We start from the raw sequence: 26,565 nt of genomic DNA on the forward strand, positions 1-26,565 counted from the left end.
CCGGTCAGGATGCCACCGGGACGGGACGGGCTGCCAGGGATTTGGCGGGGCGTGCGGGGACCGGACGGGCGCCCGGGTGTGCGGCGGGTGGACGCGTGTGCGGAGCCGCGCCCGGCCGCCGTCAACGCGGGGCGAACGCCGTCGGGGGCGCGCCCACCGTCGCGGTGAAGTCCCGCACCAGATGGGCCTGGTCGCTGTAGCCCAGGTCCGCCGCGAGCCGCGCCCAGTCGACGGCCGGGTCGGATCCGGCGCGCTCCAGCGCCTCGTGGACGCGGTAGCGGAGGATGACCCACTTGGGGCCGACGCCGACGTACGCGGAGAAGAGCCGTTGCAGGGAGCGGGCGGAGAGCCCGGCGTCCCGGGCGAGCCGGTCGACCCGGAGCACCGTGCGGTCCGCGCGCACCCGGTCGACGACGTCCATCGCCAGCGTCGCCCGCGGATCGGGGCGGGGCTCCAGGGCCAGCAGGAAGGCGTCCAGCGCCGTGACCCGCGCGTCCTCGTCGTCCGGGTCCAGGACGCCCCGGACGGGCGGCGGCAGCCGCAGCGCCCCGGCGGCGTCGGACCGCAGCCCGGTCCACACGGACACCGGGCGTCCGGGTGCGAACGGGCGGAACCCGCCGGGCCGGAACTGCACCCCGCAGACCCGGCCGCGCCCGGCCAGTTTCCGGGCGAAGAGCCCGGGGTCGACACCCGCGACCTCGGCGTACCCGGAGCGCTCCCGGGGGCCGTCCCCGGCCTCGTACCGCTGGAAGACCAGGTTCACCGACGGGTGCGGGACCACGTGGGCGGCGTACGGCTCGGTGAGGTTCCAGTCGATCAGCCAGTAGTGCTCCAGATACGGGCGCAGCCCGGCGGCGGGCTCGCGGCGGCGGAAGCGCACGTGCGCGAACAGGTCCGGGGCGTCGACGATGCCCCGGGTGTCGCGGCGAGGTCCGGCGGCCATGACCCGATTTTAGGGCCCTTCGGCTGGATCGGGCCGGGTGCGCGGGGTCCGGCCCGATCCGGACAAGGCCCTGGTCCCGCGTCCGCCGCACGCCTGTCGTGTTTCTTCAAGACGCCGTGCGGTGCGCGGGCGCAGGGTGGAGGCATGACACAGACGATCGGTGAACTGCTGGAAGCCGCCGCGGACCGGGCCCTGCCCGTCGTGCGGGGGATCGAGGACGGGCAGCTGGACGGGGGTACGCCCTGTGCCGACTACGACGTACGGGCGCTGGTGAACCACCTGTTCCTGGTGGTCGTGAACTTCCAGGCGCTCGCGGCCCGCGAGGAGGTGGATTTCGGCCAGGAGCCGGAGTTCGTGGCGGGCGACTGGCGGGGCAGGTTCGGTGCCGAGACCGCCCGGCTGGTGGAGGCGTGGAGCGTGCCGGGCGTCGAGGAGGGCACGGCCGGGCAGATGGGGCTACCGGCCCGGACGGTGGGGCTCATGGTGCTCGGCGATCTGACCGTGCACGCCTGGGACCTGGCGCGGGCGACGGGCGCGGACTTCGTGCCGGAGGAGCGCGTGCTCGACGAACTGGGGCCGGGGCTGGCGGCGATGGCTCCGCAGGCCCGGGAGATGAAGGTGTTCGGTGAGCCGTTCCCGGTGGGGGAGGGGGCTACCGCCTTCGAGCGGCTGCTGGCGGTGACGGGACGCGATCCGGGGTGGCGTCCCCCCGGGGCGCCCGGGACGGCCGGGGGCTGAGGTTGCCCAGGGGCGGTCCGGCGCGGCCCGGGGCGTCGTAGAGGGGGCCGAGCGCGGCGTGCGCGTCGTCGAGGATCTCCTCGGCCAGGACCAGCATCTCCTGTTCCGCGAGCCGGGCCGCCCGATGGGTGTACGGGGACGGTGGCGCCGGGTGCCTACGGCGCCACCAGCAGTCGCAGGCCGCGTAGATGCCGCCGCCGAAGACGAGCACGGGGATGGACAGGGCCAGCAGAACGTCGCCCACGGCGGACCTCCAGATGGTCGGGTGTCCTGTGCATCGGCGTGCCCGGTGGGTGGGCTGAAGACCGGCTGTCGGCCAAATCCTCACGATATTTGGCTCAAACAGGCCGTCGACCGTCGGCCTTCGCCGTACCGCTTCGCCGCGCGCGAGCCGGCTACGAGGCCGCTCGGCCTCCGCTCGGCCTCCGCTCGGCCTCCGCCCTTCCCCGGATCAGGGCCAGACCAGGCAGTACGCCTGATGCCCCGCGTCGTGCAGCCGGTGGGAGAAGTCCTGCCACTCGTGGAGCAGCTGGTACACGTTGAAGGCGTCGCGCGGTCCGCCGCGGTCGGGGACCGTGGACCAGATGAAGGCCGCCGCGCCGACCGACTCCTCGCCGACGCCGCGCAGCGGGTCGACGACCGTCATCGGCAGCTTGACCACGGCGTAGTCGGGGTGGAGGACGACCAGTTCGAGCGGGGGGACCTTGTGCAGGGGTATGCCCTGGATCCCGGTCAGGACCATGGCGGCCACGGTCTCCGGCTTGATCTTGGTGAACATGCCGCCCATGCCCAGCTCGTCACCGCCGAGCTCCTCCGGGCGCATCGAGATGGGCACGCGTGCGGCGGTGGCCCCGTCCGGGGCGCCGAAGTACTTGTACGTCACCCCCATCCCGCCCCCGCTCCTGGTCCCGGGGGGCGGCGTGCTGTCCGCGCCCCTGCTCTGGGCGCGCTCGGCCCTGCGCCGGTGCCGCCCTCGCCGGGCAGGCTCGGGCCCCAGGTCGTCGGTCCCTTCGCCCACTCCGCCACCGCGATGCATATCTCATCCACCCGACTACTTCTTAGGAGACACAGCCCCCGCCGCGCAACCCGATCATCGTGTCAGTGACCTCCCCCGCGGGCGTGCGGTGAAACACCTGCCCGCAAGACCGTGCGTGCCTCTGACACCATGGCATGTGTGAGCTTTCCCTATGACGCCCCAGTTTCGCAGACGCGAGGGGGCTGACGCTCTTTCGTGATACGAGGGGAGCGCGCTCCCTGCTCACCGGTGGCCGAGATTGTCAGTGATTTCCCGGCCCGGCCTCCCGATACCCGAATCGCAGATCAGGACCAAAGTGGCGTATTCATACGAAGCCCCAGTTTCGCAGTCGCTGTTCGACCGCGCGTCCGTCGTGACGCCCGGCGGCGTGAACTCTCCCGTGCGCGCCTTCCAGGCCGTGGGCGGTACGCCCCGGTTCATGGTGTCCGGCACCGGTCCGTACCTCACCGACGCCGACGGCCGTGAGTACGTCGACCTCGTGTGCTCGTGGGGGCCGATGATTCTCGGCCACTCTCACCCCGAGGTCATCGCCGCCGTCCAGGAGGCGGTCTCCCGGGGCACCTCCTTCGGTACGCCGGGTGAGGGCGAGGTCGCGCTCGCCGAGGAGATCGTGGCGCGGATCGAGCCCGTCGAGCAGGTGCGCCTGGTCTCCTCCGGCACCGAGGCGACCATGTCGGCGATCCGGCTGGCCCGCGGTTTCACGGGCCGGGCCAAGATCGTGAAGTTCGCCGGCTGCTACCACGGCCACGTGGACGCGCTGCTGGCCGCCGCCGGGTCGGGCGTGGCCACCTTCGGGCTGCCCGACACCCCGGGAGTCACGGGCGCCACGGCAGGGGACACCGTCGTGCTGCCTTACAACGACCTGGACGCGGTGCGCGCCGCCTTCGCCGCGCACCCGGGCGAGATCGCCTGCGTGATCACCGAGGCCTCGCCCGGCAACATGGGCGTCGTCCCGCCGGCGGACGGCTTCAACGCCGGCCTCAAGGAGCTGTGCGCGGCCAACGGCGCGCTGTACATCTCCGACGAGGTCATGACGGGCTTCCGTACGTCGAAGGCCGGCTGGTACGGCGTCGACGGGGTCCGGCCCGACCTGATGACCTTCGGCAAGGTGATGGGCGGCGGCTTCCCCGCGGCGGCCTTCGGCGGTCGCGGCGACGTGATGGCGCACCTGGCCCCGGCCGGCCCGGTCTACCAGGCGGGCACCCTCTCCGGGAACCCGGTCGCCACCGCCGCCGGGCTCGCCCAGCTGCGGCTGCTGGACGACGCGGCGTACGCGAAGATCGACGCGGTCTCCGCCGAGCTGCGCTCCCTGGTGGGCGACGCGCTCACCGAGGAGGGCGTCGCGCACACCGTGTCCGCCGCGAGCAACATGTTCTCCGTCTTCTTCACGGACGAGCCCGTCCGGGACTACGACGACGCCAAGAAGCAGGACGTCTTCCGCTTCACCGCGTTCTTCCACGCGATGCTGGAGCAGGGCGTCTACCTGCCGCCCTCGGCGTTCGAGTCCTGGTTCGTCTCCACGGCCCACGACGAGCGGGCGGTCGAGCGCATCGCCGCCGCCCTGCCCGGCGCCGCCCGTGCCGCGGCGGAGGCCACCGCATGAGCGAGAAGAGCACGGACCACGAGGGCGTCAACCGCGACGAGCAGCTGACCGTGGTGCACGTGGTCCGGCACGGCGAGGTGCACAACCCGGACGGCGTGCTCTACGGGCGCCGCGCCGGCTACCACCTCTCCGACCTGGGCCGGAAGATGGCCGACCGGGTCGCCGACCACCTGGCGAAGCGCGACGTCACCCACGTCGTGGCCTCTCCGCTGGAGCGCGCCCAGGAGACGGCCGCCCCCGTCGCCAAGGCGCACGGCCTGGACCTCGCCACCGACGCCCGGCTGATCGAGGCGGCCAACGTCTTCGAGGGCAAGACCTTCGGCGTCGGCGACGGCGCGCTGCGCAAGCCGGACAACTGGAAGCACCTCACCAATCCGTTCAAGCCGTCCTGGGGCGAGCCGTACATCGAGCAGGTCGTCCGGATGATGGGCGCGCTCGACGCCGCCCGGGACGCGGCGCGCGGCCACGAGGCGGTCTGCGTCAGCCACCAGCTGCCGATCTGGATCCTGCGCTCCTTCGTCGAGCGCCGTCGCCTGTGGCACGACCCGCGCAAGCGGCAGTGCACGCTGGCCTCGCTGACGAGCTTCACCTACCGGGGCGACCGGATCGTCTCGGTCGGCTACTCGGAGCCGGCCCGCGACCTGGTGCCCGTGCACCTGCTGGCCGGAGCCAAGCCGGTGAAGGGGAAGGCCGCGAAGGGGCAGTCCAAGGCGTTCGGCGCGTAGCCACCGCCGCAACGACCCCCCCCAGGACACCGCAGGGCACGACGGAACATCAGAGGACACCGCAGGGCACCACGGAACACCGCGGGACATGACGGGACCGGCCGCCGAAGCAACGGCGGCCGGTCCCGTCCCCTTTGCCGCCCGTCCCGCTCCCTTCGCCGCCGGGGACGCCCGGGAGGCGCGGACGCGGCCCCGAGCCCGCGCATGAGTTCGACGGTCCAGGGAAGCCGATCCGTCGGCGCCGACCGAAGCCGATCCGTCGGCGCCGACCGGTGGCCCCGAAACCGGCCGGTGATCCGTCGACCGACGGCAGAACTGCCGAGGGCCGCTCCCGCGTCCCCCATCAGAGCTGCCCGTAAGCGCGTGCGAGCGCCATACGGATGTGTCGCCCGGATCGGGGGACGGTCGGTCAGGGCGCAAGGTAAAGCGCAAAGAAAGTCCCCAAATGCACGGAACCGACGTGTTACGCGCCCCATCTAACTCTCTAGCAGTTTGTATGAGTTTGAGATAAAACGACCACAGATGGGGACGGTATGCGCGAGATCAATCGAAGGGGTCTGCTCGGGGCAGGGCTCGGCGCCGCAGCCGCGATCGGCCTCGCCGGCTGTGGCGCCTCGGGCTCCTCCGGCGACGGAGGGCCCGGCCAGGGCGGCGGAGGCGACGCGGGCACCAGTGGCAACGGCAACGGCAGCGGACACGGCGTGCCGAAGAACAAGGTTCGGCTGATCGGTGACGGCTCGACCGCCGACACCGGCAAACAGCCCAACCAGCCGCAGGCGCCCGTCCCGCTCGAACCCGGCCAGAAGCCGCCGCAGTTCGTGATCTTTTCCTGGGACGGCGCGGGCGAGGTCGGCAACGGGCTCTTCCCGCGCTTTCTCGAACTGGCCAAGGAGCACGACGCGGCCATGACGTTCTTCCTCTCCGGCATCTATCTGCTGCCCGAGTCGAAGAAATCCCTCTACCGTCCGCCGAACAACCCCCGTGGCGCCTCCGACATCGGCTATCTCACCGACGATCACGTCAGGGACACCCTGAAATACGTGCGCCAGGCATGGCTGGACGGACATGAGATCGGCACCCACTTCAACGGGCATTTCTGCGGTGGTTCCGGATCCGTCGAGCGCTGGACGCCCGCCCAATGGCACAGCGAGATCAATCAGGCTGTGTCCTTCGTCACGGAATGGCGGACGAACACCGGCTGGGAGAACGAGGATCCGCTTCCGTTCGACTACCGCAAGGAACTGATCGGCGGCCGCACGCCCTGCCTGCTCGGCCAGGACAATCTCCTGCCGACCGCGAGCAAACTGGGCTGGCGCTACGACGCCAGCTCGCCGGGCGGCCGTCAGACCTGGCCGGTGAAGCGCGGCGGCGTCTGGGATCTGCCGTTGCAGGCGATGCCGTTCCCCGGGCACTCCTTCGAGGTGCTCTCGATGGACTACAACATCCTCGCCAATCAGTCGCAGAATTCGACGAAGGGCATGCCCTCGCGTTATCCGGGCTGGCGCACCCAGGCGACCGGGGCGTATCTCGCCGGTTTCCAGCGTGCGTACGAGTCGAATCGCGCGCCGTTCTTCATCGGCAACCACTTCGAGGAGTGGAACGGCGGCATCTATATGGACGCCGTGGAAGAAGTGATCAAGAAGGTGGCGGACAAGGACGACGTGCGTCTCGTCTCGTTCCGGCAGTACGTCGACTGGCTCGACGTTCAGGATCCCGCCGTGCTCGCCAAGCTCCGGACGCTGGACGTCGGACAGGCGCCCGCCGGCGGCTGGAACTCCTTCTTTAAACAGGCTTGACAAGGGGCTTTACGGGCACCGAGGGGGGCGCGGGGGAGCCCGGAATCCGCCATGCGAAACTTTTCACATGAGCTTTGGCCGCGCGTCCCGACGCCGCTTCACCCTGCTCGCCGCCACCGCTGTGGCCGGTGCCCTGACGCTGTCCGCGTGCGGCGACGGCAACAAGGCCGGAGGCGGAGGCAACACCAACTTCATCACCGGCAGCGGGGGCATCTCCACCGTCGCGAAGGCGGACCGGGTGGCGGCGCCGAAGCTCGACGGCGAGGGTCTGGACGGCAAGCCGCTCGACGTCGCCGACTACAAGGGCAAGGTCGTCGTGCTCAACGTCTGGGGCTCCTGGTGCGGCCCCTGCCGACTGGAGGCGAAGTACTTCGCGCAGGTCTCCGAGGAGACGGCGGACCAGGGCGTCCAGTTCGTCGGGATCAACACCCGGGACCCCGAGCGGGACAAGGCGATCAACTTCGAGAAGGACTACGGGGTCGAGTACCCCAGCTTCTACGACCCGATCGGCAAGCTCATCCTCCGCTTCCCCAAGGGCACCCTGAACCCGCAGGCCATCCCGTCCACCGTGGTCCTCGACCGGGACGGGAAGATCGCCGCCCGCACGCTCCGGGCGCTCGACGCGGACGAGCTGCGCGAGATGATCGACCCGATCATCGCGGAGAAGTGATCCCGTGATCCCGCTCGCCGCCCCCCACGAGACCGTCACGCTGGCCGCGTACAACGACACCGTCCTGACGGGGGCGCTGCTGGTCGCTCTGCCGCTCGCCCTGCTGGCCGGTCTCATCTCCTTCTTCTCGCCCTGCGTCCTGCCGCTCGTACCCGGCTATCTGAGTTACGTCACCGGGGTCAGCGGCACGGACCTCGCCGAGGCGCGCCGGGGCCGGGTGGTGGCGGGCGCCTCGCTGTTCGTCCTCGGCTTCACCGTGGTGTTCGCCTCCACCGGCGCGCTCTTCGGCTACTTCGGCCAAGAGCTCCAGGCGCACTCCGAGGTGCTCAACAAGATCCTCGGCGTGCTGATGATCGTCATGGGCGTCTTCTTCATGGGGCTCCTGCCGGGGGTGACGCAGCGCGAGTTCCGCATCCACAAGCGGCCGGTGGCCGGACTGGCCGGCGCGCCGCTGCTCGGCGCGCTCTTCGGGATCGGCTGGACGCCGTGCATCGGCCCGACCCTCGCCTCCGTACTCGCTCTGTCGACCGACAGCGCCACCGCCGGACGCGGCGCGATACTGACCGTCGCGTACTGTCTCGGTCTCGGCGTCCCGTTCATCCTCGCCGCGGTCGCCTTCCGCAAGGCGCTCGGCGCGTTCGGCTGGGTCAAGCGCCACTACGCATGGGTGATGCGGATCGGCGGCGGCATGATGATCGTGACCGGAATCCTCCTGCTGACCGGTGTGTGGGCCACGCTCATGCAGCACATGCAGAGCTGGTCCAGCGGCTTCGTTGTAGGGATCTGAGTTCATGAGCAAGTCGAACGGCACGGAGACGCGGCAGCGCGAGGCCGAGCACGACCAGGGCTCCGCCCACGGCGCGGCGGGCGAACGGCTCTCCACCGCGCCCCGCGAGGAGCGCCCCGACACCGGGGCCGGCGTACCCGCGATGAGCGTGATCGGCTGGGCGCGCTGGTTCTGGCGTCAGCTCACCTCGATGCGGGTGGCGCTGATCCTGCTCTTCCTGCTCTCCCTCGGAGCCATCCCGGGATCGCTGATCCCGCAGACCAGCGTCGACGACATGAAGGTGCAGGCCTTCAAGGACCAGCACACCACCCTCACCCCGATCTACGAGAAGCTCCAGCTCTTCGACGTCTACAGCTCGGTGTGGTTCTCCGCGATCTACATCCTGCTGTTCGTCTCGCTCATCGGCTGCATCGTGCCGCGCACCGGCCAGTTCGTGGGCCAGCTGCGCAGCCGCCCGCCGTCCGCGCCGAAGCGGCTGACCCGGCTGCCCGCGTACACCACCTGGCGCACGGAGGCCGAGCCCGAGGCGGCCCGTGAGGCGGCCCTCGCCGTCCTGCGCAAGCGGCGCTTCCGGGCGCACGTGGTGGGCGACGCGGTCGCCGCCGAGAAGGGCTACCTCCGCGAGGCCGGGAACCTCGTCTTCCACATCGCCCTGATCGTGATGCTGGTGGCCTTCGCCTCCGGGCAGCTCTTCAAGTCCGAGGGCGGCAAGCTGATCGTCGAGGGCGACGGCTTCTCCAACACGCTCACCCAGTACGACGACTTCACGTCGGGCTCGCTCTACGACTCCGACTCGCTGGCCCCGTTCAGCTTCGTGCTCGACGAGTTCGTCGGTACGTACGAGAAGAGCGGGCCGCAGCGCGGCACCCCGCGGACCTTCGAGGCCCGGGTGACGTACACCGAGGGGGCCGACGGCGCGGAGCGCAAGGACGTCATCAAGGTCAACGAGCCGCTCGTCGTGGACGGCACCAAGATCTATCTGATCGCCCACGGCTACGCCCCCGTCGTCACCGTCCGGGACGGCAAGGGGAAGGTCGTCTCCCGTTCCGCGGTCCCGCTGCTGCCGATCGACAACAACATCACCTCGTCCGGCGCCATCAAGGTGATGGACGGCTACAAGGACAAGAACGGCAAGAAGACCCAGCTGGGCTTCAAGGCCTTCTTCGTGCCGACCTTCGCCGGCGAGGGCAAGGGCCAGATGTTCTCGCAGTTCCCCGCCCTGGACTTCCCCGTACTGGCGCTCAGCGCCTACCAGGGCTCCCTCGGCGTCGACTCCGGGCTGGCGCAGAACGTCTACCAGCTCGACACGTCCAAGATGAAGGAGTTCAAGGGCGAGGACGGCGAGCTCCTCAAGAAGATGATGATGCCGGGCGAGAAGCTGGACCTGCCCGACGGCGCCGGATCCATCACCTTCGACGGCGTCGAGGAGTGGGCCAGCTTCCAGATCTCGCAGCAGCCCGGCAACGGCTGGGCGCTCGGCGGATCCGTCGCCGCCATCGCCGGACTCGCCGGCTCGCTGTTCATCCAGCGCCGCCGCGTGTGGGTGCGGGCGGTCCGGGGCGCCGACGGCGTCACGGTCGTGGAGATGGCGGGCCTGGGCCGCAGCGAGTCCGCGAGGCTCCCCGAGGAACTGGGCGACCTGTCGGCCGCTCTGGTCGCCACGGCGCCCGTCGTCGCCGCCGCCGAGGCCCCGGACACGCCGGGGAAACCGGACACGCCGGACGGGCCCGGTACGACCGGCGCCACGAACGATGTCACGAACGAGGCCGGGAGCCGGCCCGTACATCCTGCCGAAGCACCTGCCGAAGGGGCTGAGAAGTGAATCTCGCCGCCGCAACCAACGAGAGCCTGGCGAACACCAGCAATGTGCTGATCTACTCGTCGATGGCCGTCTACACCCTGGCGTTCTTCGCGCACATCGCGGAGTGGGTCCTCGGCAGCCGCAGCAAGGTCGGCCGCACCGCCGCCGCGCTGTCCACACCCGGAGCGGGCGCCTCCGCGTCCGCCGCCACCGGGGGGAAGGCGCGGGCCGGTGGCACGGCCGTGCTGGACCGGCCCGAGGTCATCACCCGCTCCGCCACCGGCACGCGTGACGTGCCCGACGGCCCGGGCGCGGCCGGCGGCACGTTCAAGGGCGACCTATGGGGCCGGATCGCGGTCTCGCTGACCGTGGTGGCGTTCCTCGTCGAGGCGAGCGGCGTCGCCACCCGCGCCCTGTCGGTGCAGCGGGCCCCCTGGGCCAACATGTACGAGTTCTCCATCACCTTCTCCACGGTGGCGGTCGGCTCCTACCTGGTGCTCCTCGCCCTGAAGAAGAACGTCCGCTGGATCGGCCTCCCGCTGGTCACCACCGTCCTGCTGGACCTCGGCATCGCGGTCACGACGCTATACACCGACAGCGACCAGCTGGTGCCCGCGCTGCACTCGTACTGGCTGTGGATCCACGTCTCGACCGCGATCATCTGCGGCGCCGTCTTCTACCTCGGCGCGGTCGGCACGGTCCTCTACCTCTTCCGCGACACCTACGAGAGCAAGCTCGCCTCAGGCGGCACGCCCGGCAAGTTCGCCACCTCGGTCATGGAGCGGCTGCCCTCGGCGTCCACGCTGGACAAGTTCTCGTACCGGATCAACGCGGCCGTCTTCCCGCTGTGGACGTTCACGATCATCGCCGGCGCGATCTGGGCGGGCGACGCCTGGGGCCGGTACTGGGGTTGGGACCCCAAGGAGGTCTGGTCCTTCATCACCTGGGTCGCCTACGCCGCCTATCTGCACGCCCGCGCCACCGCCGGCTGGAAGGGCCGCAAGGCCGCCTACCTGGCGCTCGTCGCGTTCGCCTGCTGGCTGTTCAACTACTACGGCGTGAACATCTTCGTCTCCGGCCTGCACTCCTACGCGGGGGTCTGAGCAACCCGCGTAGGACGTACGACGGCTCCCCGGGCGGATTCTCGTCCGGGGAGCCGTCGCGTAGCGGATCGGTGGTGCGCCGTCAGGCGGCCGGCGGGGTCTTGTCGTCGGGGCCCGTGCCGCCGTCGCGGCGGCCCCGCTCCTCCTCGGCCGCCGCCTCGGCGTCCTTGTCGTCCTTGAGCGACTTGAGGAAGTCCGGGTTGTCGTCCGGGGCCACCCACTGCTGCCGCCCGCGCCGCTGCCAGGCGGATCCCGTGCCCCCGGCCCTGTTGTGGCGCTTCTTGCCGGCGGCGAGCCACACGACCGGGCCGACGATCCAGAACAGCAGGATGATGAAGACCCAGGCGATCTTCGGCAGATGCTTGGTGTCCTCCTCCGTGGTGTTCAGGCAGTCGATGAACGCGTAGATCGTCAGAGCCAGCGGGACGATGAACATCAGGGCTCTCATGGTGCGTCCCCCAGGAAGCGGCGGCGGGCGGGATGAAGCCCGGTGTCGCGGCCAGGGTACCGGCTCGGCATGAAGGAACCGGGGCCCGGAGGCGGACCGCCGGGCGCGTGCGCGGACGGGCGGCGGACTTTCGGCGCGCGGCGCGGGGGGAGCCCCGGCGGGGCCGCGCGGGCGGGGATGACAAACTGGACCGCATGGCTTACGACGATCTTCGCTCCCTGCTCCGGGCTCTCGAGCGCGATGGTGATCTCAAGCGCGTCAAGGTCGAGGTCGACCCCCACCTGGAGGTCGGCGAGATCGTCGACCGGGTCAACAAGGCGGGCGGGCCCGCCCTGCTGTTCGAGAACGTCAAGGGGTCCTCGATGCCCCTGGCCATGAACGTCTTCGGTACCGACCGGCGCCTCCTGAAGGCCCTCGGGCTGAAGTCGTACAGCGACATCAGCGACAAGATCGGCGGACTCCTCAAGCCGGAGCTGCCGCAGGGCTTCGTCGGGGTGCGGGAGGCCTTCGGGAAGCTCGGCTCGATGGTGCACGTGCCGCCGAAGAAGGTGAAGGCCGGCGACGCGCCCGTCCAGGAGGTGGTGCTGACCGGCGACGACGTCGACCTGGACCAGCTGCCCGCGCTGTTCACCTGGCCCGAGGACGGCGGCTCCTTCTTCAACCTCGGCCTCACCCACACCAAGCACCCCGAGAACGGCGTCCGGAACCTGGGCCTCTACCGGCTCCAGCGCCACGACAAGCGCACCATCGGGATGCACTGGCAGATCCACAAGGACAGCGCCAACCACTACCAGGTCGCGGCGAGGCGCGGTGAGCGGCTGCCCGTCGCCATCGCCTTCGGCTGCCCGCCCGCAGTGACGTACGCCTCCACCGCGCCGCTGCCCGGGGACATCGACGAGTACCTCTTCGCCGGATTCGTCCAGGGCAAGCGGATCGAGATGGTCGACTGCAAGACCGTGCCGCTCCAGGTCCCCGCGCAGGCGGAGGTCGTCATCGAGGGCTGGCTGGAGCCGGGCGAGATGCTCCCCGAGGGCCCGTTCGGGGACCACACCGGCTTCTACACCCCGCAGGAACCGTTCCCCGCACTGACCATCGACTGCGTCACCATGCGCAAGCGGCCGCTGCTCCAGTCCATCGTGGTGGGCCGCCCGCCGACCGAGGACGGGCCGCTGGGCCGGGCCACGGAGCGGTTCTTCCTGCCGCTGCTGAAGATCATCGTGCCGGACATCGTGGACTACCACCTCCCCGAGGCGGGCGGCTTCCACAACTGCGCGATCGTCTCGATCGACAAGAAGTACCCGAAGCACGCCCAGAAGGTGATGAGCGCGATCTGGGGCGCGCACATGATGTCGCTGACCAAGCTGATCGTGGTGGTCGACTCCGACTGCGACGTCCACGATCTGCACGAGGTCGCCTGGCGGGCGCTCGGGAACACCGACTACGCCCGCGACCTCACGGTCACCGAAGGGCCGGTCGACCACCTGGACCACGCCTCGTACCAGCAGTTCTGGGGCGGCAAGGCGGGCATCGACGCCACGAAGAAGCTGCCCACCGAGGGCTACACCCGGGACGGCGGATGGCCGGAGATGGTCGAGTCCGACCCGCAGACGGCGGCGAAGGTCGACCGTCGCTGGAAGGAATACGGGCTGTGAGCAGTACCACGGAAGCGGCGTCCGCTCCCGGGCCCGCGCCCTCGGCCGGCAAGGTGAAGGCCTTCCTGCGGCTCGTGATGATCGAGCACTCGGTCTTCGCGCTGCCGTTCGCGTACATCGCCGCGCTGACCGCGATGTTCCAGCTGGACGGCAGCATCCACTGGGGCACGCTGCTGCTCGTCACGCTGGCGATGGTGGGGCTGCGGACGTTCGCGATGGCCGCCAACCGGATCATCGACCGGGAGATCGACGCCCGGAACCCGCGCACCGCGGGCCGTGAGCTGGTGACCGGCGCGGTGTCGGTGAAGTCCGCGTGGACCGGTGCGCTGGTCGCGCTGGCCGTCTTCCTGGGCGCGGCGGCCCTGCTCAACCCGCTGTGCCTGGTGCTCGCGCCGCTGGCCGTGGTGCCGATGGTGCTCTACCCGTACGGCAAGCGGTTCACGAACTTCCCGCACGCCATCCTGGGCCTCGCGCAGGCCATCGGCCCGGTCGGCGCCTGGCTCGCGGTGACCGGCAGCTGGTCGTGGGACGCGGTGATCCTCGGGCTCGCCGTGGGGATCTGGATCGGCGGCTTCGACCTGATCTTCGCCTGTCAGGACGTCCAGGCGGACCGGGCCCACGGGGTGCTCTCCTTCCCGGCGCGCTTCGGGATCCCGGCGGCACTGTGGGGCGCGCGGGTGTGCCACGCGGTCACGACCGGGCTGCTGGTGTGGTTCGGGCTGGCCACGGACGCCGAGGTCTTCTACTGGATCGGCATGGCGATCGTCGCGGTGGCGTTCGTCTACGAGCACCGGGTGGTGCGTCCGCACGACCTGTCCCGGCTGAACCGGGCGTTCTTCTCGGTGAACGGCTTCATCGGCATCGCGCTGTTCGCCTGCGCGCTGCTCGACCTGCTGGTGCGCGGCCTGACGCCGTGAGGCCCTTCAGACCGTGACCAGATTGTCCGGTGCGCGGCGCGGGCGGCGGAAGAGGAAGGCCGCCGCCACCCCGCCGGCCAGCCCGAACAGGTGGCCCTGCCAGCTGACGCCCGAGTCGGTCGGCAGGACGCCCCACAGCAGTGAGCCGTAGACCACGGCGACGCCGACGCCTATGAGGACGTCCCAGGGGCGGCGGTCCACGAAGCCGCGGACCAGCAGATAGCCGAGCAGCCCGAAGACCACGCCGGACGCGCCGAGCGTGATCGTGTTCGCCGGGGCGGTCAGCCAGACGCCGAGGCCGCTGACCAGGATGATCGTCACGACGACCGCGGCGAACCGGCGCAGCCCCGCGAGGGCGGCGATGAAGCCGAGGACCAGCAGCGGGACGCTGTTGGAGGCCAGGTGCTCCCAGCCGCTGTGCAGGAACGCGGCGGGCACCACGTCCCGCAGCTCCGCCGCCTCGCGCGGGCTGACGCCGTAGGTGTCCAGGGCGTTGCCCGTGGCGGTGTCGATCCCTTCGAGGATCCAGAGCAGGGCCACCCAGCCGGCCATCAGGAGCCCTGCGGTGAGGGCCCGCGCACCGCCGGTGGCGCCGTTGCCCGTGGTCCGGTCGGTGGTCCGGTAGTCGCCCATGGTCAGCCCCTTCCCCCGGTTGCCCGTCACCTGGTGAACGTCCGCGGCGCCCGCCCGGTTCCGGGTGCCGGGCGCGAGGGCGTGCCGGATAGGCTCGCAGGTGTGGAATCCAGGACTTCAGTGACTCATCAGCAGCGGCGGCCTTGGATTGTCGGGGTGTCCGGTGCTTCGGGTACCCCGTTCGCGGCCGCCGTTCTGCGCGGGCTGCTCGCGGCGGGCGAGAGCGTGGACCTGGTGGTGAGCCGGGCCTCGCGGCTCACGCTGCTGGACGAGACCGGCATCGCGTTCCGGGACGGGCACTGGCGCGAGGATCTGCGGACCTGGCTGGAGCGGGGGGCCGACGGGAAGCCGGACGCGTTCGCGGTCGGGGACGCGGAGCTGGAGCGCGTACGCCATTGGCCCGCCGGTGATCTGGCGGCCGGGCCGTCCTCCGGGTCGTACCCGGCGAAGGGGATGCTCATCGTGCCGGCCTCGACGGCCTGTGTGGCCGGAGTGGCGCTCGGTCTGTCGAAGGATCTGCTCCAGCGGGCCGCGAGCGTGACGCTCAAGGAGCGCCGCCCGCTCGTCGTGGCGGTGCGCGAGACTCCGCTGAGCGGCCAGACGCTGAAGCAGATGGTGGCCCTGGACGAGGCGGGCGCGATCGTGCTGCCCGCCTCTCCGGCGTTCTACGCGGGTGCGACGCACATCCAGGATCTGGTGGATTTCGTCGCGGGGCGGGTGCTGGACGCGGGAGGCGTGCCGCACCGGCTGTACCGCCGTTGGGAAGGAGAGCTCGGTGGCGGTGCCCGAGGCCCTCAGGACCGATAGGCCCTGGTCGGTCAGGCCCCCTGGTCGGTCAGGTCCTGGTCGGTCGGGTCCTGGACCGTCAGGCCCTGGTCAGCGCTTCTTGTGCGCGCGCGGGGTGCGGGTCTTGTCGACGCGGTGCGCGGCGGCGGGCTGGTGGGCACGCGAGCGGTTGGCCAGGTCCTGCAGCTCGCGCATCCGGGCGTAGGCCATCTCGATCGTGTACACGGTGAAGTTCACTCCTGAAGATTCGAAAGCATTTCTTGGATGTTCTAGAAGATTTGCAGGGCGTCAGCCCCACATGCCTTAGATTCTACACGTAGACTCGCGGTACTGCTGAACAATGGAAGGTTTCAGTCATATGGACGCGGTGGACAGGCAGCTCATCCAGGCCCTCAGGGAGAACGGCAGGGCCTCGTACGCCGAGCTGGGACGGCTCGTGGGGCTCTCCGGGCCCAGCGTCACCGACCGCATCAACCGGCTGGAAACCGCTGGTGTCATCACCGGCTACCGCGCCACCGTCGACTCCGCGTCGCTGGGGCTCGGCGTGACCGCGCTGATCGGGATCTCTCTGTCGGACGCGGCCGACCACGAGGACGTGGCGCGCCGGCTGAAGGACCTCGCGGAGATCGAGGACTGCTGGTTCATCGCGGGCGACGACTCGTACATGCTGAAGGTCCGGGTCGGGGACGTGGACGGTCTCGAGAAGACGATCCGCCGCCTCAGCGGTACGAAGGGCGTCTCCCGGACGCGTACGACGATCGTGCTCTCCACCAAGTGGGAGAACCGGGTCGGAGAACTCCCCGAGGAGTCGTAGGCGCGGAGCGCCGTAGAGGGGCGCCTCCCGCCCGAAAGGTGGGGGAGTACGGTTGGCCGGAGTCTGATACACGGAGATATGGGAGGCGCCCTAGTGGACGCGGGACTCAAGCGCGAGCTGGAGGAGAAGGTCCGGGCCGGCGAGCGGCTGACCCGCGAGGACGGGATCGCCCTCTACGCGTCCGACGACCTGGCGTGGCTCGGCGGGCTGGCACACGAGGTGCGCACGCGCAAGAACGGCGACGTGGTGCACTTCAACGTCAACCGTCACCTCAACATGACCAACGTGTGCACCGCCTCGTGCGCGTACTGCTCGTTCCAGCGCAAGCCGGGCGAGAAGGACGCGTACACGATGCGCATCGAGGAGGCCGTCCGCCTCGCCAAGGCGATGGAGGGCGAGAACCTCACCGAGCTGCACATCGTCAACGGGCTCCACCCGACGCTGCCGTGGCGCTACTACCCGCGCTCGCTCAGCGCGCTGAAGGAAGCCCTCCCGGACGTCGCGCTGAAGGCGTTCACGGCGACGGAGATCCACCACTTCGAGACGATCTCCGGCCTCTCGGCCTCCGAGATCCTCGACGAGCTGATCGAGGCCGGTCTCGAATCGCTGACCGGCGGCGGCGCGGAGATCTTCGACTGGGAGATCCGTCAGCACATCGTCGACCACCGCACCCACTGGGAGGACTGGTCGCGCATCCACCGCCTCGCGCACGAGAAGGGGCTCAAGACCCCCGCGACGATGCTGTACGGGCACATCGAGGAGCCCCGTCACCGCGTCGACCACGTGCTGCGGCTGCGGGAGATGCAGGACGAGACCGGCGGCTTCCAGGTCTTCATCCCGCTGCGCTACCAGCACGACTTCGTGGACATGAAGGACGGCAAGGTCCGCAACAAGCTCCAGGCGCGCACCACGATGGCGACCGGCGCCGAGGCGCTGAAGACCTTCGCGGTCTCCCGGCTGCTCTTCGACAACGTGCCGCACGTGAAGGTGTTCTGGGTGATGCACGGTGTGCAGACCGCCCAGCTCGCGCTGCAGCACGGCGCGGACGACATGGACGGCTCGGTCGTCGAGTACAAGATCACGCATGACGCCGACGACTTCGGCACGCCGAACAAGCTCGGCCGCGAGGATCTGCTGGACCTGATCCGCGACGCCGGTTTCCGGCCGGTCGAGCGGAACACCCGGTACGAGATCCTGCGCGAGTACCCGGGCCCCGAGGCGGACCGCCGCGAGTCGCCGCAGCCGATGCGCGTCTGACGCCCGGCCTGTCCGACCCCGAAGTGCGAGGAGCCCCGGCCGCCGTCCCGGCCGGGGCTTTCTCGCGTTCCGGACAAGGTTGAGCCGTGCGGGCTGTAATGGTTACTCTGCCCCTATGGCACTTACCTTCGAGCTGGATCCCTCGTTCACCCCCGCCCTGCGCGACGGCATCACCGCCCTCTGGGCCGACGTCACCAACGCGGGCGGAGCCGTCGGCTTCGTTCCGCCCGTCACGACCGAGGAGATCCGGCCCGAGCTGCTCAAGCACCTCGTCGCCATCGAGCAGGGCCGCACCCGGCTGCTCGTCGGCCGCGACGAGGAGGGCGCCGTCGCCGCCACCGCCTTCCTCAGCCTCAACGACCACCGGCTGATGAAGCACTGGCTGTGGCTCTACACCGTCATGGTCCACCCCCGCCACCAGGGCAAGGGGTACGGCCGCGACCTCATGGCAGCCGCCGCCGACGCCGCCCGCTCCGTCGAGGGCATCGAGGCGATCCGCCTCACCTGCCGGGGCGGCACCGGCGCCGACCGCTTCTACGCCGCCTGCGGATACAAGGAGGTCGGCCGGGTGCCGGACGCGATCCGGGTCGCCCCCGGCGACGACCGGGACGACATCGTCATGCTGCTGTCGCTGGGCCCGGCGTTCCCGTGAGCCGAGGGCCCGCCGCGGGCCCGGCAACCCCCTGAACCGAGAGAATTCGGGCCATGCTTCACTGGACGGGCAGAAGCGTGTCGAGAGTCCATGGGAAGAGAGAGGGCCAGCCGTGTCCGCTGCCAAGCCGAGCGCGTTGATCCGTTACACGGCGTTGCGCCTGCTGATCTTCGTCGGCTGCTTCCTCGCCGCCGGTGTAGCCGTCCACTTCGGGCTGGTGCCGGCAGGGCTCGGGGGCTCCAACGCCATCTGGGTGATCCTCCTCGGCCTCCTCCTCTCCGCCCCGCTCAGCTACGTGCTGCTGCGCAGGCAGCGCGACGAGATGTCCGAGCAGATCGTCTCCACCGTCGACCGCACCAAGGCGCGCCTGGACGCCAACCGCACCCGCGAGGACGCGGTCCAGTAGCGCCTGTAGGCGCCACGTAAGCTTCCTCACACACGCGCGCCGCGCGCACCCCTTCTCCGCCGGACCCCGGGCGGGAGCCGACAGGCTCCAGCGCCGGGGTCCGCGGCGTTCTCCGCCCTTCTGCGCCGCTTTTCAGCCATTCCCGCCCGGCGGACCTCCACCCGGAAGCCAAAGAAAGGCTTTGAGGTTCCCAAAGTTCAAGTGTTAACGTATTCGACGTGAAGACAGCCGTGCGCCTCCGCCATGCCGCGAGCATCCCGCTCGTGGCGCGCCTGCATGTCGATCTCTGCCGCTGTATGTCCGCGGTCTGTTGCCGCCAGGTCTGATACGGCATCATGCAGCGGCGCCGCCCCCGACGCGGGCGCCGCGACCCCGTCCCCGTTCCACCGCACGACCGCACGGATGCCTCCGTGCGTCCCGATGCGTCCCCAGTTGGAGTGTGTCCGTGTCCGCGAACCCCGCGTCCGCCGCCCCCGAGGCCGAGGAGCCCACCGGCTCCGGCCCCGGGTCCCGTCCCCGTATATCCAGGTTCCCGTTCTGGGCCCAGATCGTCGTCGGTCTGGTCCTCGGCGTACTGCTCGGCTGGCTGGCCCGCAGCCAGGAACTCGGCTGGCTCGTCACCACCCTCGACGAGATCGGCTCGCTCTTCGTCCAGCTGCTGAAGCTGGCCGTCGCCCCGCTGGTCTTCTTCGCGATCCTCGTGTCGATCACCAACCTGCGCCAGGTCAACAACGCCGCCCGGCTCGCGACCCGCACCCTGCTCTGGTTCATGATCACCTCGCTGATCGCGGTCGCCATCGGCCTCGCGATCGGTCTGATCACCAACCCGGGCTCCGGCACCGGCCTCACGCCGAAGGACGGCGAGCTCTCCGAGACCAAGGGCAGCTGGATCGACTTCCTGACCGGCATCGTCCCGGGCGACGTGATCACGCCGTTCACCGAGCTGAACGTGCTCCAGATCGTGTTCATGGCCGCCGTCGCCGGTATCGCCGCCCTCAAGCTCGGCGACAGGGCCAAGCCGATCCTCACCCTCAGCCAGTCGATCCTGGAGCTGCTCCAGAAGGCCCTGTGGTGGGTCATCCGCCTCGCCCCGATCGGCACCGTCGGCCTCATCGGCTACGCCATCGCCGACTACGGCTGGGACCTCATCGGCAAGTACGCGACCTTCACCGCCGACGTCTACATCGGCTGCGCCCTGGTGATGTTCGGCGTCTACCCGCTGCTCCTGGCCACCGTCGCCAAGGTCAGCCCGCTCCAGTTCTACAAGGGCGCCTGGCCCGCGATCCAGCTCGCCTTCGTCTCCCGCTCCTCGGTCGGCACCATGCCGGTCACCCAGCGGGTCACCGAGCGCCTCGGCGTTCCGAAGGAGTACGCCTCCTTCGCCGTGCCGTTCGGCGCGACCACGAAGATGGACGGCTGCGCCGCGATCTACCCGGCGCTGGCGGCGATCTTCATCGCGCAGATCTTCGACGTGCAGCTGGGCATCGGCGACTACCTCCTGATCGCCTTCGTCTCGGTGATCGGCTCGGCGGCCACCGCCGGTCTCACCGGCGCGACGGTCATGCTGACCCTCACCCTGTCCACGCTGGGCCTCCCGCTGGAGGGCGTCGGCCTGCTGATGGCCATCGACCCGATCCTGGACATGATGCGCACCGCCACCAACGTGGCCGGCCAGGCGCTGGTCCCGGTGATCGTCTCGGCCCGGGAGAAGATCCTCGACCACGACGCGTACAACTCGGCCTCCTCCTCCCCGATCGACTCCTTCGGTGACAGCGACCAGGACGAGGTCCGCGACGCGGAGCCCAGGAGCGCGGTGCCCGTCACCGTCTAGCGCCACTCGGCCCCGGCAGTCCTGACAGCGCCCTCGGACCACGTACGGAACGTGGTCCGAGGGCGCTGTCGTGTTCCGCGTACGGTCAGGGGCGCTGGAAGAGCACCTCGGGGTGGGCCGGCGTCGGGCCGTTCAGCAGCCGGGCCGGCCGGGCGCGCAGGCTCCGGTCGAAGAAGGCCGTCACATAGCTCCGGGTGATCGTGGTCGAGCGCGCGGCGGAGAGTGGCGCGTCCGGGTCCTCGATGCCGAGCTGCTCACCGATCTCGGGGGTGTCCGTGAAGGTGAAGTGCCCGGAGTCCCGCACCGTCAGCCACCGCTTCCAGCCATCCAGCCGATCCCAGGCGTCGTCCCAGGACGTGTCGCCGCCGGGGCCGTGCCCGGGGTCGGTGCCCAGCATCAGGAACGGCCGCCCGCCCAGTCCCCGGACAGGGACCGGGTCGAAGAACGTGCCGTCCATGTTGATCCCCGCGTCCACCCGGCGGTCGGCGGCCATCGTGGAGGCGGCCGCGTTGCCCCCGATGGAGTGGCCCGCCACGCCCACCCGGCGCGGGTCGATCGTCCGGGCGTGCCGCCACGCCGGGTCCGGGCCGGTCAGCCGGTCCAGCAGGAACGAGAAGTCGTCGGCCCGCCCGGCGGAGACGTCGGCCAGGACCTCCCGCCGCGCGGCCTGGTCGGGTTGCGCGTCCACCTTGTCGCAGGCCGCACACGTGAGGACCCGCCCGTCGGGCAGTTGCGTACCGGTCGACTCGTACGGGTGGTCCGCGGTCGCCACGACGTGACCGCGGCTCGCCAGTTCCTCCGCGAGCCCGGTCAGCGTGGCCCGCGGCGTGCCGAAGCCGGGGGAGAGCAGGACCAGCGGGAAGCGTCCGGGGGCCAGCCGGGCCGCCGTACGGGCATGGGTGCCGGTGGCGCTGACCCGCGCGGGCGGTACGACGTCCTCGAGGCCGCGCTGCGCGAGCATCAGCCGCGCCTCTTCCTCCGTCATGTACGGGGCCGGGGCGCCGCCGGTGCCGGGGCGGGCCGGGTAGTTCAGCGACACCAGCAACTGGCGCGGCCCGGCGGCGGGCACCCATGGGTCGGCGCGCGCGTGGTCGGTCAGGAACAGGGTGTCGCGGCCGGTGGCGTACCGACCGGTGGGCGGGGGGAGCGTCGGCGGGGACGGCTCGGCCAGGTCGCCGGGGCCGGCGGAGGCGGGGGCGGGGGCTAAGGCGGTGGCCGGCGCGGGGCCGGACGCCGAGGCGGGCGCGGCCGTGGCCAGCGCGGCCAGAGCGGCCAGGGCGAGCGCAGCGGCGGCGGCCCCGGCCGACCTGTTGCGAAGGGGGATCGTCATGCCCACAACGCTATGGAGGCGGCCGGACGAGCACATCGGACGCCGGGGGGACCCACTGTCGGACCAGGGGATGACCCCTCTCCTCCGCCGGTCGCACCCGGCCGTCCCCGCCGCCGGTGATCGCTCGCCACGACGCGGGGCCGCGCGCCGCCGTACCCTGGGGCGGGAGCAGGGCAGTGGGGGCGGGGAGGATCGACGTGGGTGCAGTGAAGAGCAAACGGATGCCGCGCGCCGTGCGCGAGCAGCAGATGATGGACGCCGCGGTGCGGACCTTCGGGCGGCACGGCTACCGGGCCGCCTCGATGGACGAGATCGCGGAGCTGGCGGGTGTGTCCAAGCCGTTGGTCTACCTGTACCTGAATTCCAAGGAGGAGCTGTTCTCCGCCTGCATCCGCCGCGAGGCGAACGCCCTGCTGGAAGCGGTGCGGGCCGGAGTGGAGCCGGGGCTGCCCGCCGACGGCCAACTGTGGGCGGGGCTGCGGGCGTTCTTCCTCCACACCGCCGAGAACCCGGACGGCTGGTCGGTCCTGCACCGCCAGGCGCGTTCGCACGGGGAGCCGTTCGTCAGCGAGCTCGGGGGCATGCGGGACGAGATCGTCGCGTTCGTGACGGGCCTGATCGGGGCCGCCGCCCGCGAGGCGCACAGCGACCCCGCACTCGCGGACCGGGACGTGGCGGGGCTCGCGCAGGCGCTGGTGGGTGCGGCGGAGTCGCTGGCGGGCTGGGCCAACGACACCCCGGACGTCTCGGCGAAGGAGGCCGCGGCGACCCTCATGAACTTCGCCTGGGCGGGCCTGGAGAACCTGATGCACGCCCGGCCCTGGCAGCCTCCGGCTTCCTAGGAAGCCTCCCGGCACACCGACCCCACGAGGTGCGCGCGCCCGTCGGGGCCGCACAGTTCGAAGGCGGTCCCGGCGGCGTCGGCGGCGTAGGTCACGGTGGCGGGCAGCAGGACGGGGGCCCTGAACTCGGCCCGTACGGAACGGATTCCGGCCGGGTCGCCGGCCTCGGCCAGGCAGCGGGCGACCGTCCACATGCCGTGCGCGATGGCCCGGGGGAAGCCGAACAGCCGGGCGGTCAGCGGGTGCAGATGGATCGGGTTGCGGTCCCCGGAGACGGCTCCGTACCGCCGTCCCAGATCACCGGGCAGCCGCCACTCGGCGCGGGCGGGCAGGGCACCGGCGGCCGGTGGGGCGGCGGTGACGGGGCCTGGTGCGGCTGTCGCCCGGCCCGGCGTCGCGCGGCTCCCCGGTGCGTGGCCCGGTGTCGCCCGCTCCGGCGTCGCGTGGCCCGGTGTCGCCCGCTCCGGCGTCGCGTGGCCCGGTGTCACCCGCTCCGGCGTCGCCCGCCCGTGGCGGGACAGATAGCCGCTGCGCGACTCCCACACCAGCTCCCCGCCGACCCGCGCCTCGGTCGTCATCGTGACCTCGGTGCCCCGCCGGTGCGGGGTCAACTGGTCTGCGTACACCGTCAGTTCGAGTGATTCGGCGGCCCCCACGACCCGGTGCGGGGTGATCTCGATCCAGGTGTGGACGAGCCCGAGCACCGGCAGCGGGAAGGAGCGTCCGGTCATCAGCCGCATGGCCAGCGGGAAGGCCAGCACATGCGGGTACGTGAGCGGCAGCGGCCCGGACTCCGGGAACCCGCAGATCCTGCCGTACGCGGCGAGGGGCCCGGGCGCGACGGGCGCGGCCGGGCGGGTGAGGCGGTCGGGGGGCAGGGTGGCGTCCCGGCGTCCGGCGCGCTTGAACGGCGAGGTGAGGGCCCCGCGCGCGAGCGAGGCGCTGAGCGAGGTCATCGGACTCACGCCCCCAGCAGGCTCTGGCCGCAGACGCGCAGCACCTGGCCGTTGACGGCGCCGGAGGTGGGATGGGCGAACCAGGCGACGGCCTCGGCGACATCGGCCGGAAGCCCGCCCTGGGAGAGGGAGTTCATCCGGCGGCCCGCCTGGCGGATGAGGAACGGCACGGCGGCGGTCATCCTCGTCTCGATGAAGCCGGGGGCGACCGCGTTGACGGTGACGCCGTGCTCGGCGGCGGCGCGGGGGCCGAGCGAGCGGACGAGGCCGATGACGCCCGCCTTGCTCGCCGCGTAGTTGGTCTGGCCGTCGTTGCCCGCGATGCCCGCGATGGAGGCGGTGGCGACGATCCGGCCGCCCCGGTTCAGGGCGCCCGATCCCAGGAGCTCGTCGGTGGTGCGGAGCACGCTGTCGAGGTTGACCTCGATGACCTGGGCCCAGCGTTCGGCCGGCATGTTGGCCAGGCGGCGGTCGCGGGTGATGCCCGCGTTGTGGACGAGGACGTCGAGCCCGTCCGGTGCGGCGGCGGCGATGCGGGTCGCGGCGTCGGGGGCGGTGATGTCCAGCGGCAGCGCGGTGGCCCCGAGCCGGTCGGCGGTGCGCATTAGGTCGTCCTGGGCCCCGGGAACGTCCAGCGCGATGACGTGCGCCCCGTCGCGGGCCAGTACCGAGGCGACGGACGCGCCGATGCCCCGGGCCGCGCCGGTGACCAGGGCGGTGCGGCCGGCGAGCGGGGCCGACCGGTCGGGCGCGGGGCCGGGGGCGGCGGCGGTCAGCTCGATCACCTGGCCGCTGACATACGCGGAGCGGGGGGAGAGGAGGAAGCACAGGGTGGACTCGGCGGCTTCCGGCGTCGCGTCGGCCGGGAGCCGCACGAGCTGGACCGTGGAGCCCCGCCCGACCTCTTTGCCGAGCGACCGGACGAAACCCTCCAACGCCTGCTGGGCAGCGGCCTGGTGGTGGTCCTCGGAGGACGGCCGGGTGCCGATGACGACGATCCGGCCACCGGGAGCCAGCGACCGTACGACGGGATGGAGAGCGGCGTGCACCTCGGCGAGTCCCCGGGCGGAGGCGACCCCCGTGGCGTCCAGGACGATCCCGGCGGGCCGCGTCGGCCGCTCCTCGATGGTGAGCTCGGTCGTGGCCAGCACCTTCGCCAGGCCGCCCCGCATCGTCGAGGTCCCGGCGGTCAGGTGCAGCAGCGGCCCGTCCAGGTGCGGCGTCCGAAGCGTCCAGCGGCGCAGCGGGGCGGGCTGCGGCAGGCCGAGCCGCCGGGTGAGGAAGCGGCCGGGTGCTGTGCCGGTGAGGTGCAGATAGCGATCGGCCATTGTCCTGACTCCCTGCTCGGTCGTAGATTTACTCTTGAGTAAGGTTACTTAAGAGTCAGGAGCTGGTCGAGATGAACATTCCCGGACCGACCGAGACGAGATGGTCACGGTGACGAGCCCGCTACCGTCGATTCCCCTCGCCCTGCCGCAGCCACGCCGTGTGGCGGTCATCGGCGGCAGCCGTACTCCCTTCGCCCGCTCCGACGGCCCGTACGCGACCGCCTCCAACCAGGACCTGCTGACGGCCGCGCTCGACGGCCTCGTGGAGCGGTACGGCCTGACCGGGGAACGGGTCGGGGCGTTCGTCGCGGGCGCGGTCCTCAAGCACAGCCGCGACTTCAACCTGGCGAGGGAGACGGTCCTCGGCTCCGCGCTCGACCCCCGCACTCCGGCGTACGACCTCCAGCAGGCCTGCGGCACGGGCCTTCAGGCGGTGATCGCCGCCGCGAACACGATCGCGCTCGGGTCCGTCGACTCGGCGATCGCGGGCGGCTCCGACACCACCAGCGACGCCCCGCTCGGCGTCAACGACGAACTGCGCCGCATCCTGCTCGCCGCCCGCCGCGCGAGGACGACGCCCGCCCGGCTCAGGGCGCTCGCCGCCGTCCGCCCCCGCCACCTCGTCCCGGACATCCCGCGCAACGCCGAACCCCGCACCGGCCTGTCGATGGGCGAGCACGCCGCCGTCACCGCGCGCCGCTGGGAGGTGAGCCGCCAGGACCAGGACCTGCTGGCCGCCACCAGCCACCAGCGACTGGCGGCCGCGTACGAACGGGGCTTCCTGGACGACCTGGTGGTCCCGTACCGGGGCCTGGACCGTGACCAGAACCTGCGCCCGGGATCGACGGTCGACAAACTGGCGCGGTTGCAACCGGTGTTCGGGACCGCCGAACCCAACCCCACCATGACGGCGGGCAATTCGACGCCGTTGACGGACGGCGCGGCGACGGTCCTGCTGGCGACGGAGGAATGGGCGCGGGAGCGCGGCCTGGAGCCGCTCGCCTACCTCTCCCTGTACGAGACGGCGGCCGTGGACCACGTGGACGGCGACGACGGCCTCCTCATGGCCCCCGCGTACGCGGTGCCGCGCCTGCTGGAGCGGGCCGGTCTCGGCATCGAGGACTTCGACCTGTACGAGATCCACGAGGCCTTCGCCTCCCAGGTGCTGGCCACCCTCGCCGCCTGGGAGAAGCAGGGCCTGGCGCCGGTGGACCGGGCCCGGCTGAACGTGGCCGGGTCCTCCCTGGCCACCGGCCACCCCTTCGCCGCGACGGGCGCCCGGATCGTCGCCACCCTGGCCAAGCTCCTCGCGGAACGGGACGCGCCGGGCCGGGGCCTGATCTCGATCTGCGCGGCGGGCGGTCAGGGGGTGACGGCCATCCTCGAACGCCCCTGACCCGCTCGACTTGCCAGTCTCTTGCCGCATCCGCTGCTTCTGCCGCACTCCCTGCCGCACTCCCTGCCGCACTCCCTGCCGGACGGACGCCTCGGCGAGCCGACCCGCCCGACCC

27 protein-coding genes are annotated in these 26,565 nt (G+C 71.4%); 18 read left to right on the forward strand and 9 right to left on the reverse strand.

Annotated elements, in window-relative coordinates:
• Positions 1–121 precede the first annotated feature (121 nt).
• Entirely contained in the window at positions 122–943 is an 822-nt protein-coding gene (locus AC3CH1_RS08510; protein WP_488462350.1) for a DUF6597 domain-containing transcriptional factor, read from the reverse strand.
• Between the two features lie 144 nt (positions 944–1,087).
• Between AC3CH1_RS08510 and AC3CH1_RS08515 the strand changes: the two genes are divergently transcribed.
• Positions 1,088–1,681, forward strand: a complete 594-nt coding sequence (locus tag AC3CH1_RS08515; RefSeq protein ID WP_488462351.1) for a TIGR03086 family metal-binding protein — start codon at positions 1,088–1,090, stop codon at positions 1,679–1,681.
• On the opposite strand, the gene AC3CH1_RS08520 is transcribed toward AC3CH1_RS08515, so the two are convergent.
• Both AC3CH1_RS08520 and AC3CH1_RS08525 read right to left on the reverse strand, forming a co-directional pair.
• Entirely contained in the window at positions 1,596–1,925 is a 330-nt protein-coding gene (locus AC3CH1_RS08520) for a hypothetical protein (protein ID WP_488462352.1), read from the reverse strand. The genes AC3CH1_RS08515 and AC3CH1_RS08520 overlap by 86 nt on opposite strands.
• 207 nt (positions 1,926–2,132) lie before the next feature.
• Positions 2,133–2,717 (reverse strand): hypothetical protein, encoded by a 585-nt coding sequence (locus AC3CH1_RS08525; protein ID WP_073746161.1) that lies wholly within the window; start codon positions 2,715–2,717, stop codon positions 2,133–2,135.
• A gap of 331 nt (positions 2,718–3,048) precedes the next feature.
• Between AC3CH1_RS08525 and hemL the strand changes: the two genes are divergently transcribed.
• The 7 genes from hemL to ccsB all read left to right on the forward strand — a co-directional run bounded on the left by hemL (position 3,049) and on the right by ccsB (position 11,202).
• Positions 3,049–4,320, forward strand: a complete 1,272-nt coding sequence (gene hemL / locus AC3CH1_RS08530; RefSeq protein ID WP_488462464.1) for a glutamate-1-semialdehyde 2,1-aminomutase — start codon at positions 3,049–3,051, stop codon at positions 4,318–4,320.
• The gene (locus AC3CH1_RS08535; protein WP_488462353.1) at positions 4,317–5,045 is read left to right on the forward strand and encodes a histidine phosphatase family protein; all 729 of its coding nucleotides are present in this window, start codon (positions 4,317–4,319) and stop codon (positions 5,043–5,045) included. The genes hemL and AC3CH1_RS08535 overlap by 4 nt, the downstream gene beginning before the upstream one ends.
• A gap of 533 nt (positions 5,046–5,578) precedes the next feature.
• Positions 5,579–6,841 carry a polysaccharide deacetylase family protein gene (locus tag AC3CH1_RS08540; protein WP_488462354.1) on the forward strand — a complete coding sequence of 421 codons (1,263 nt, stop codon included), beginning with the start codon at positions 5,579–5,581 and terminating at the stop codon, positions 6,839–6,841.
• 67 nt (positions 6,842–6,908) lie between these two features.
• Entirely contained in the window at positions 6,909–7,511 is a 603-nt protein-coding gene (locus AC3CH1_RS08545) for a TlpA family protein disulfide reductase (RefSeq protein WP_488462355.1), read from the forward strand.
• Between the two features lie 4 nt (positions 7,512–7,515).
• A complete protein-coding gene (locus tag AC3CH1_RS08550) occupies positions 7,516–8,298 on the forward strand; it encodes a cytochrome c biogenesis CcdA family protein (protein ID WP_488462356.1) in 783 nt (260 codons plus the stop codon).
• A gap of 4 nt (positions 8,299–8,302) precedes the next feature.
• Positions 8,303–10,120 (forward strand): cytochrome c biogenesis protein ResB, encoded by a 1,818-nt coding sequence (gene resB / locus AC3CH1_RS08555; RefSeq protein ID WP_488462357.1) that lies wholly within the window; start codon positions 8,303–8,305, stop codon positions 10,118–10,120.
• A complete protein-coding gene (gene ccsB / locus AC3CH1_RS08560) occupies positions 10,117–11,202 on the forward strand; it encodes a c-type cytochrome biogenesis protein CcsB (protein WP_488462358.1) in 1,086 nt (361 codons plus the stop codon). The genes resB and ccsB overlap by 4 nt, the downstream gene beginning before the upstream one ends.
• Before the next feature lie 82 nt (positions 11,203–11,284).
• Here ccsB and AC3CH1_RS08565 read toward each other — a convergent pair whose 3' ends face one another.
• Complete coding sequence (locus AC3CH1_RS08565; RefSeq protein WP_488462465.1) at positions 11,285–11,638, reverse strand: PLD nuclease N-terminal domain-containing protein; 354 nt, start codon at positions 11,636–11,638, stop codon at positions 11,285–11,287.
• 206 nt (positions 11,639–11,844) lie between these two features.
• Here AC3CH1_RS08565 and AC3CH1_RS08570 point away from each other — a divergent pair, with 206 nt between their 5' ends.
• Both AC3CH1_RS08570 and mqnP read left to right on the forward strand, forming a co-directional pair.
• Positions 11,845–13,302, forward strand: a complete 1,458-nt coding sequence (locus AC3CH1_RS08570) for a menaquinone biosynthesis decarboxylase (RefSeq protein WP_488462359.1) — start codon at positions 11,845–11,847, stop codon at positions 13,300–13,302.
• Complete coding sequence (mqnP, locus tag AC3CH1_RS08575; RefSeq protein ID WP_488462360.1) at positions 13,299–14,219, forward strand: menaquinone biosynthesis prenyltransferase MqnP; 921 nt, start codon at positions 13,299–13,301, stop codon at positions 14,217–14,219. Before AC3CH1_RS08570 ends, mqnP begins: the two co-directional genes overlap by 4 nt.
• 6 nt (positions 14,220–14,225) lie before the next feature.
• Here the strand turns inward: mqnP and AC3CH1_RS08580 are convergent, their stop codons facing one another.
• The gene (locus tag AC3CH1_RS08580) at positions 14,226–14,852 is read right to left on the reverse strand and encodes a rhomboid family intramembrane serine protease (protein ID WP_488462466.1); all 627 of its coding nucleotides are present in this window, start codon (positions 14,850–14,852) and stop codon (positions 14,226–14,228) included.
• A 120-nt stretch (positions 14,853–14,972) separates the two neighbouring features.
• On the opposite strand from AC3CH1_RS08580, the gene AC3CH1_RS08585 reads away from it, so the two are divergent.
• On the forward strand, positions 14,973–15,659 hold the full coding sequence (locus tag AC3CH1_RS08585; protein ID WP_488462361.1) for a UbiX family flavin prenyltransferase: 687 nt from the start codon (positions 14,973–14,975) through the stop codon (positions 15,657–15,659).
• Positions 15,660–15,728: 69 nt separating this feature from the next.
• On the opposite strand, the gene AC3CH1_RS08590 is transcribed toward AC3CH1_RS08585, so the two are convergent.
• Positions 15,729–15,875 carry a hypothetical protein gene (locus tag AC3CH1_RS08590; RefSeq protein ID WP_007460445.1) on the reverse strand — a complete coding sequence of 49 codons (147 nt, stop codon included), beginning with the start codon at positions 15,873–15,875 and terminating at the stop codon, positions 15,729–15,731.
• Between the two features lie 121 nt (positions 15,876–15,996).
• Here AC3CH1_RS08590 and AC3CH1_RS08595 point away from each other — a divergent pair, with 121 nt between their 5' ends.
• The 5 genes from AC3CH1_RS08595 to AC3CH1_RS08615 all read left to right on the forward strand — a co-directional run bounded on the left by AC3CH1_RS08595 (position 15,997) and on the right by AC3CH1_RS08615 (position 20,598).
• Complete coding sequence (locus tag AC3CH1_RS08595; RefSeq protein ID WP_010063935.1) at positions 15,997–16,452, forward strand: Lrp/AsnC family transcriptional regulator; 456 nt, start codon at positions 15,997–15,999, stop codon at positions 16,450–16,452.
• A 93-nt stretch (positions 16,453–16,545) separates the two neighbouring features.
• On the forward strand, positions 16,546–17,709 hold the full coding sequence (gene mqnE / locus AC3CH1_RS08600) for an aminofutalosine synthase MqnE (RefSeq protein WP_488462467.1): 1,164 nt from the start codon (positions 16,546–16,548) through the stop codon (positions 17,707–17,709).
• Between the two features lie 115 nt (positions 17,710–17,824).
• Entirely contained in the window at positions 17,825–18,361 is a 537-nt protein-coding gene (locus AC3CH1_RS08605) for a GNAT family N-acetyltransferase (protein WP_488462362.1), read from the forward strand.
• Between the two features lie 112 nt (positions 18,362–18,473).
• Complete coding sequence (locus AC3CH1_RS08610; protein WP_361882091.1) at positions 18,474–18,767, forward strand: DUF4229 domain-containing protein; 294 nt, start codon at positions 18,474–18,476, stop codon at positions 18,765–18,767.
• Between the two features lie 445 nt (positions 18,768–19,212).
• The gene (locus AC3CH1_RS08615) at positions 19,213–20,598 is read left to right on the forward strand and encodes a dicarboxylate/amino acid:cation symporter (protein ID WP_488462363.1); all 1,386 of its coding nucleotides are present in this window, start codon (positions 19,213–19,215) and stop codon (positions 20,596–20,598) included.
• An 85-nt stretch (positions 20,599–20,683) separates the two neighbouring features.
• Here the strand turns inward: AC3CH1_RS08615 and AC3CH1_RS08620 are convergent, their stop codons facing one another.
• Positions 20,684–21,928 (reverse strand): alpha/beta hydrolase family protein, encoded by a 1,245-nt coding sequence (locus AC3CH1_RS08620; RefSeq protein ID WP_488462364.1) that lies wholly within the window; start codon positions 21,926–21,928, stop codon positions 20,684–20,686.
• 197 nt (positions 21,929–22,125) lie between these two features.
• On the opposite strand from AC3CH1_RS08620, the gene AC3CH1_RS08625 reads away from it, so the two are divergent.
• Complete coding sequence (locus AC3CH1_RS08625) at positions 22,126–22,770, forward strand: TetR/AcrR family transcriptional regulator (protein ID WP_488462365.1); 645 nt, start codon at positions 22,126–22,128, stop codon at positions 22,768–22,770.
• On the opposite strand, the gene AC3CH1_RS08630 is transcribed toward AC3CH1_RS08625, so the two are convergent.
• Both AC3CH1_RS08630 and AC3CH1_RS08635 read right to left on the reverse strand, forming a co-directional pair.
• On the reverse strand, positions 22,767–23,726 hold the full coding sequence (locus AC3CH1_RS08630; RefSeq protein WP_488462468.1) for a MaoC family dehydratase: 960 nt from the start codon (positions 23,724–23,726) through the stop codon (positions 22,767–22,769). The genes AC3CH1_RS08625 and AC3CH1_RS08630 overlap by 4 nt on opposite strands.
• Positions 23,727–23,731: 5 nt before the next feature.
• Complete coding sequence (locus tag AC3CH1_RS08635) at positions 23,732–25,054, reverse strand: 3-oxoacyl-ACP reductase (protein WP_488462366.1); 1,323 nt, start codon at positions 25,052–25,054, stop codon at positions 23,732–23,734.
• Positions 25,055–25,154: 100 nt separating this feature from the next.
• Between AC3CH1_RS08635 and AC3CH1_RS08640 the strand changes: the two genes are divergently transcribed.
• The gene (locus tag AC3CH1_RS08640; RefSeq protein WP_488462367.1) at positions 25,155–26,450 is read left to right on the forward strand and encodes an acetyl-CoA C-acetyltransferase; all 1,296 of its coding nucleotides are present in this window, start codon (positions 25,155–25,157) and stop codon (positions 26,448–26,450) included.
• The last annotated feature ends 115 nt before the right edge of the window (positions 26,451–26,565 follow it).

The sequence above is a fragment of the Streptomyces sp. MGP-P1 genome, assembly GCF_057766565.1.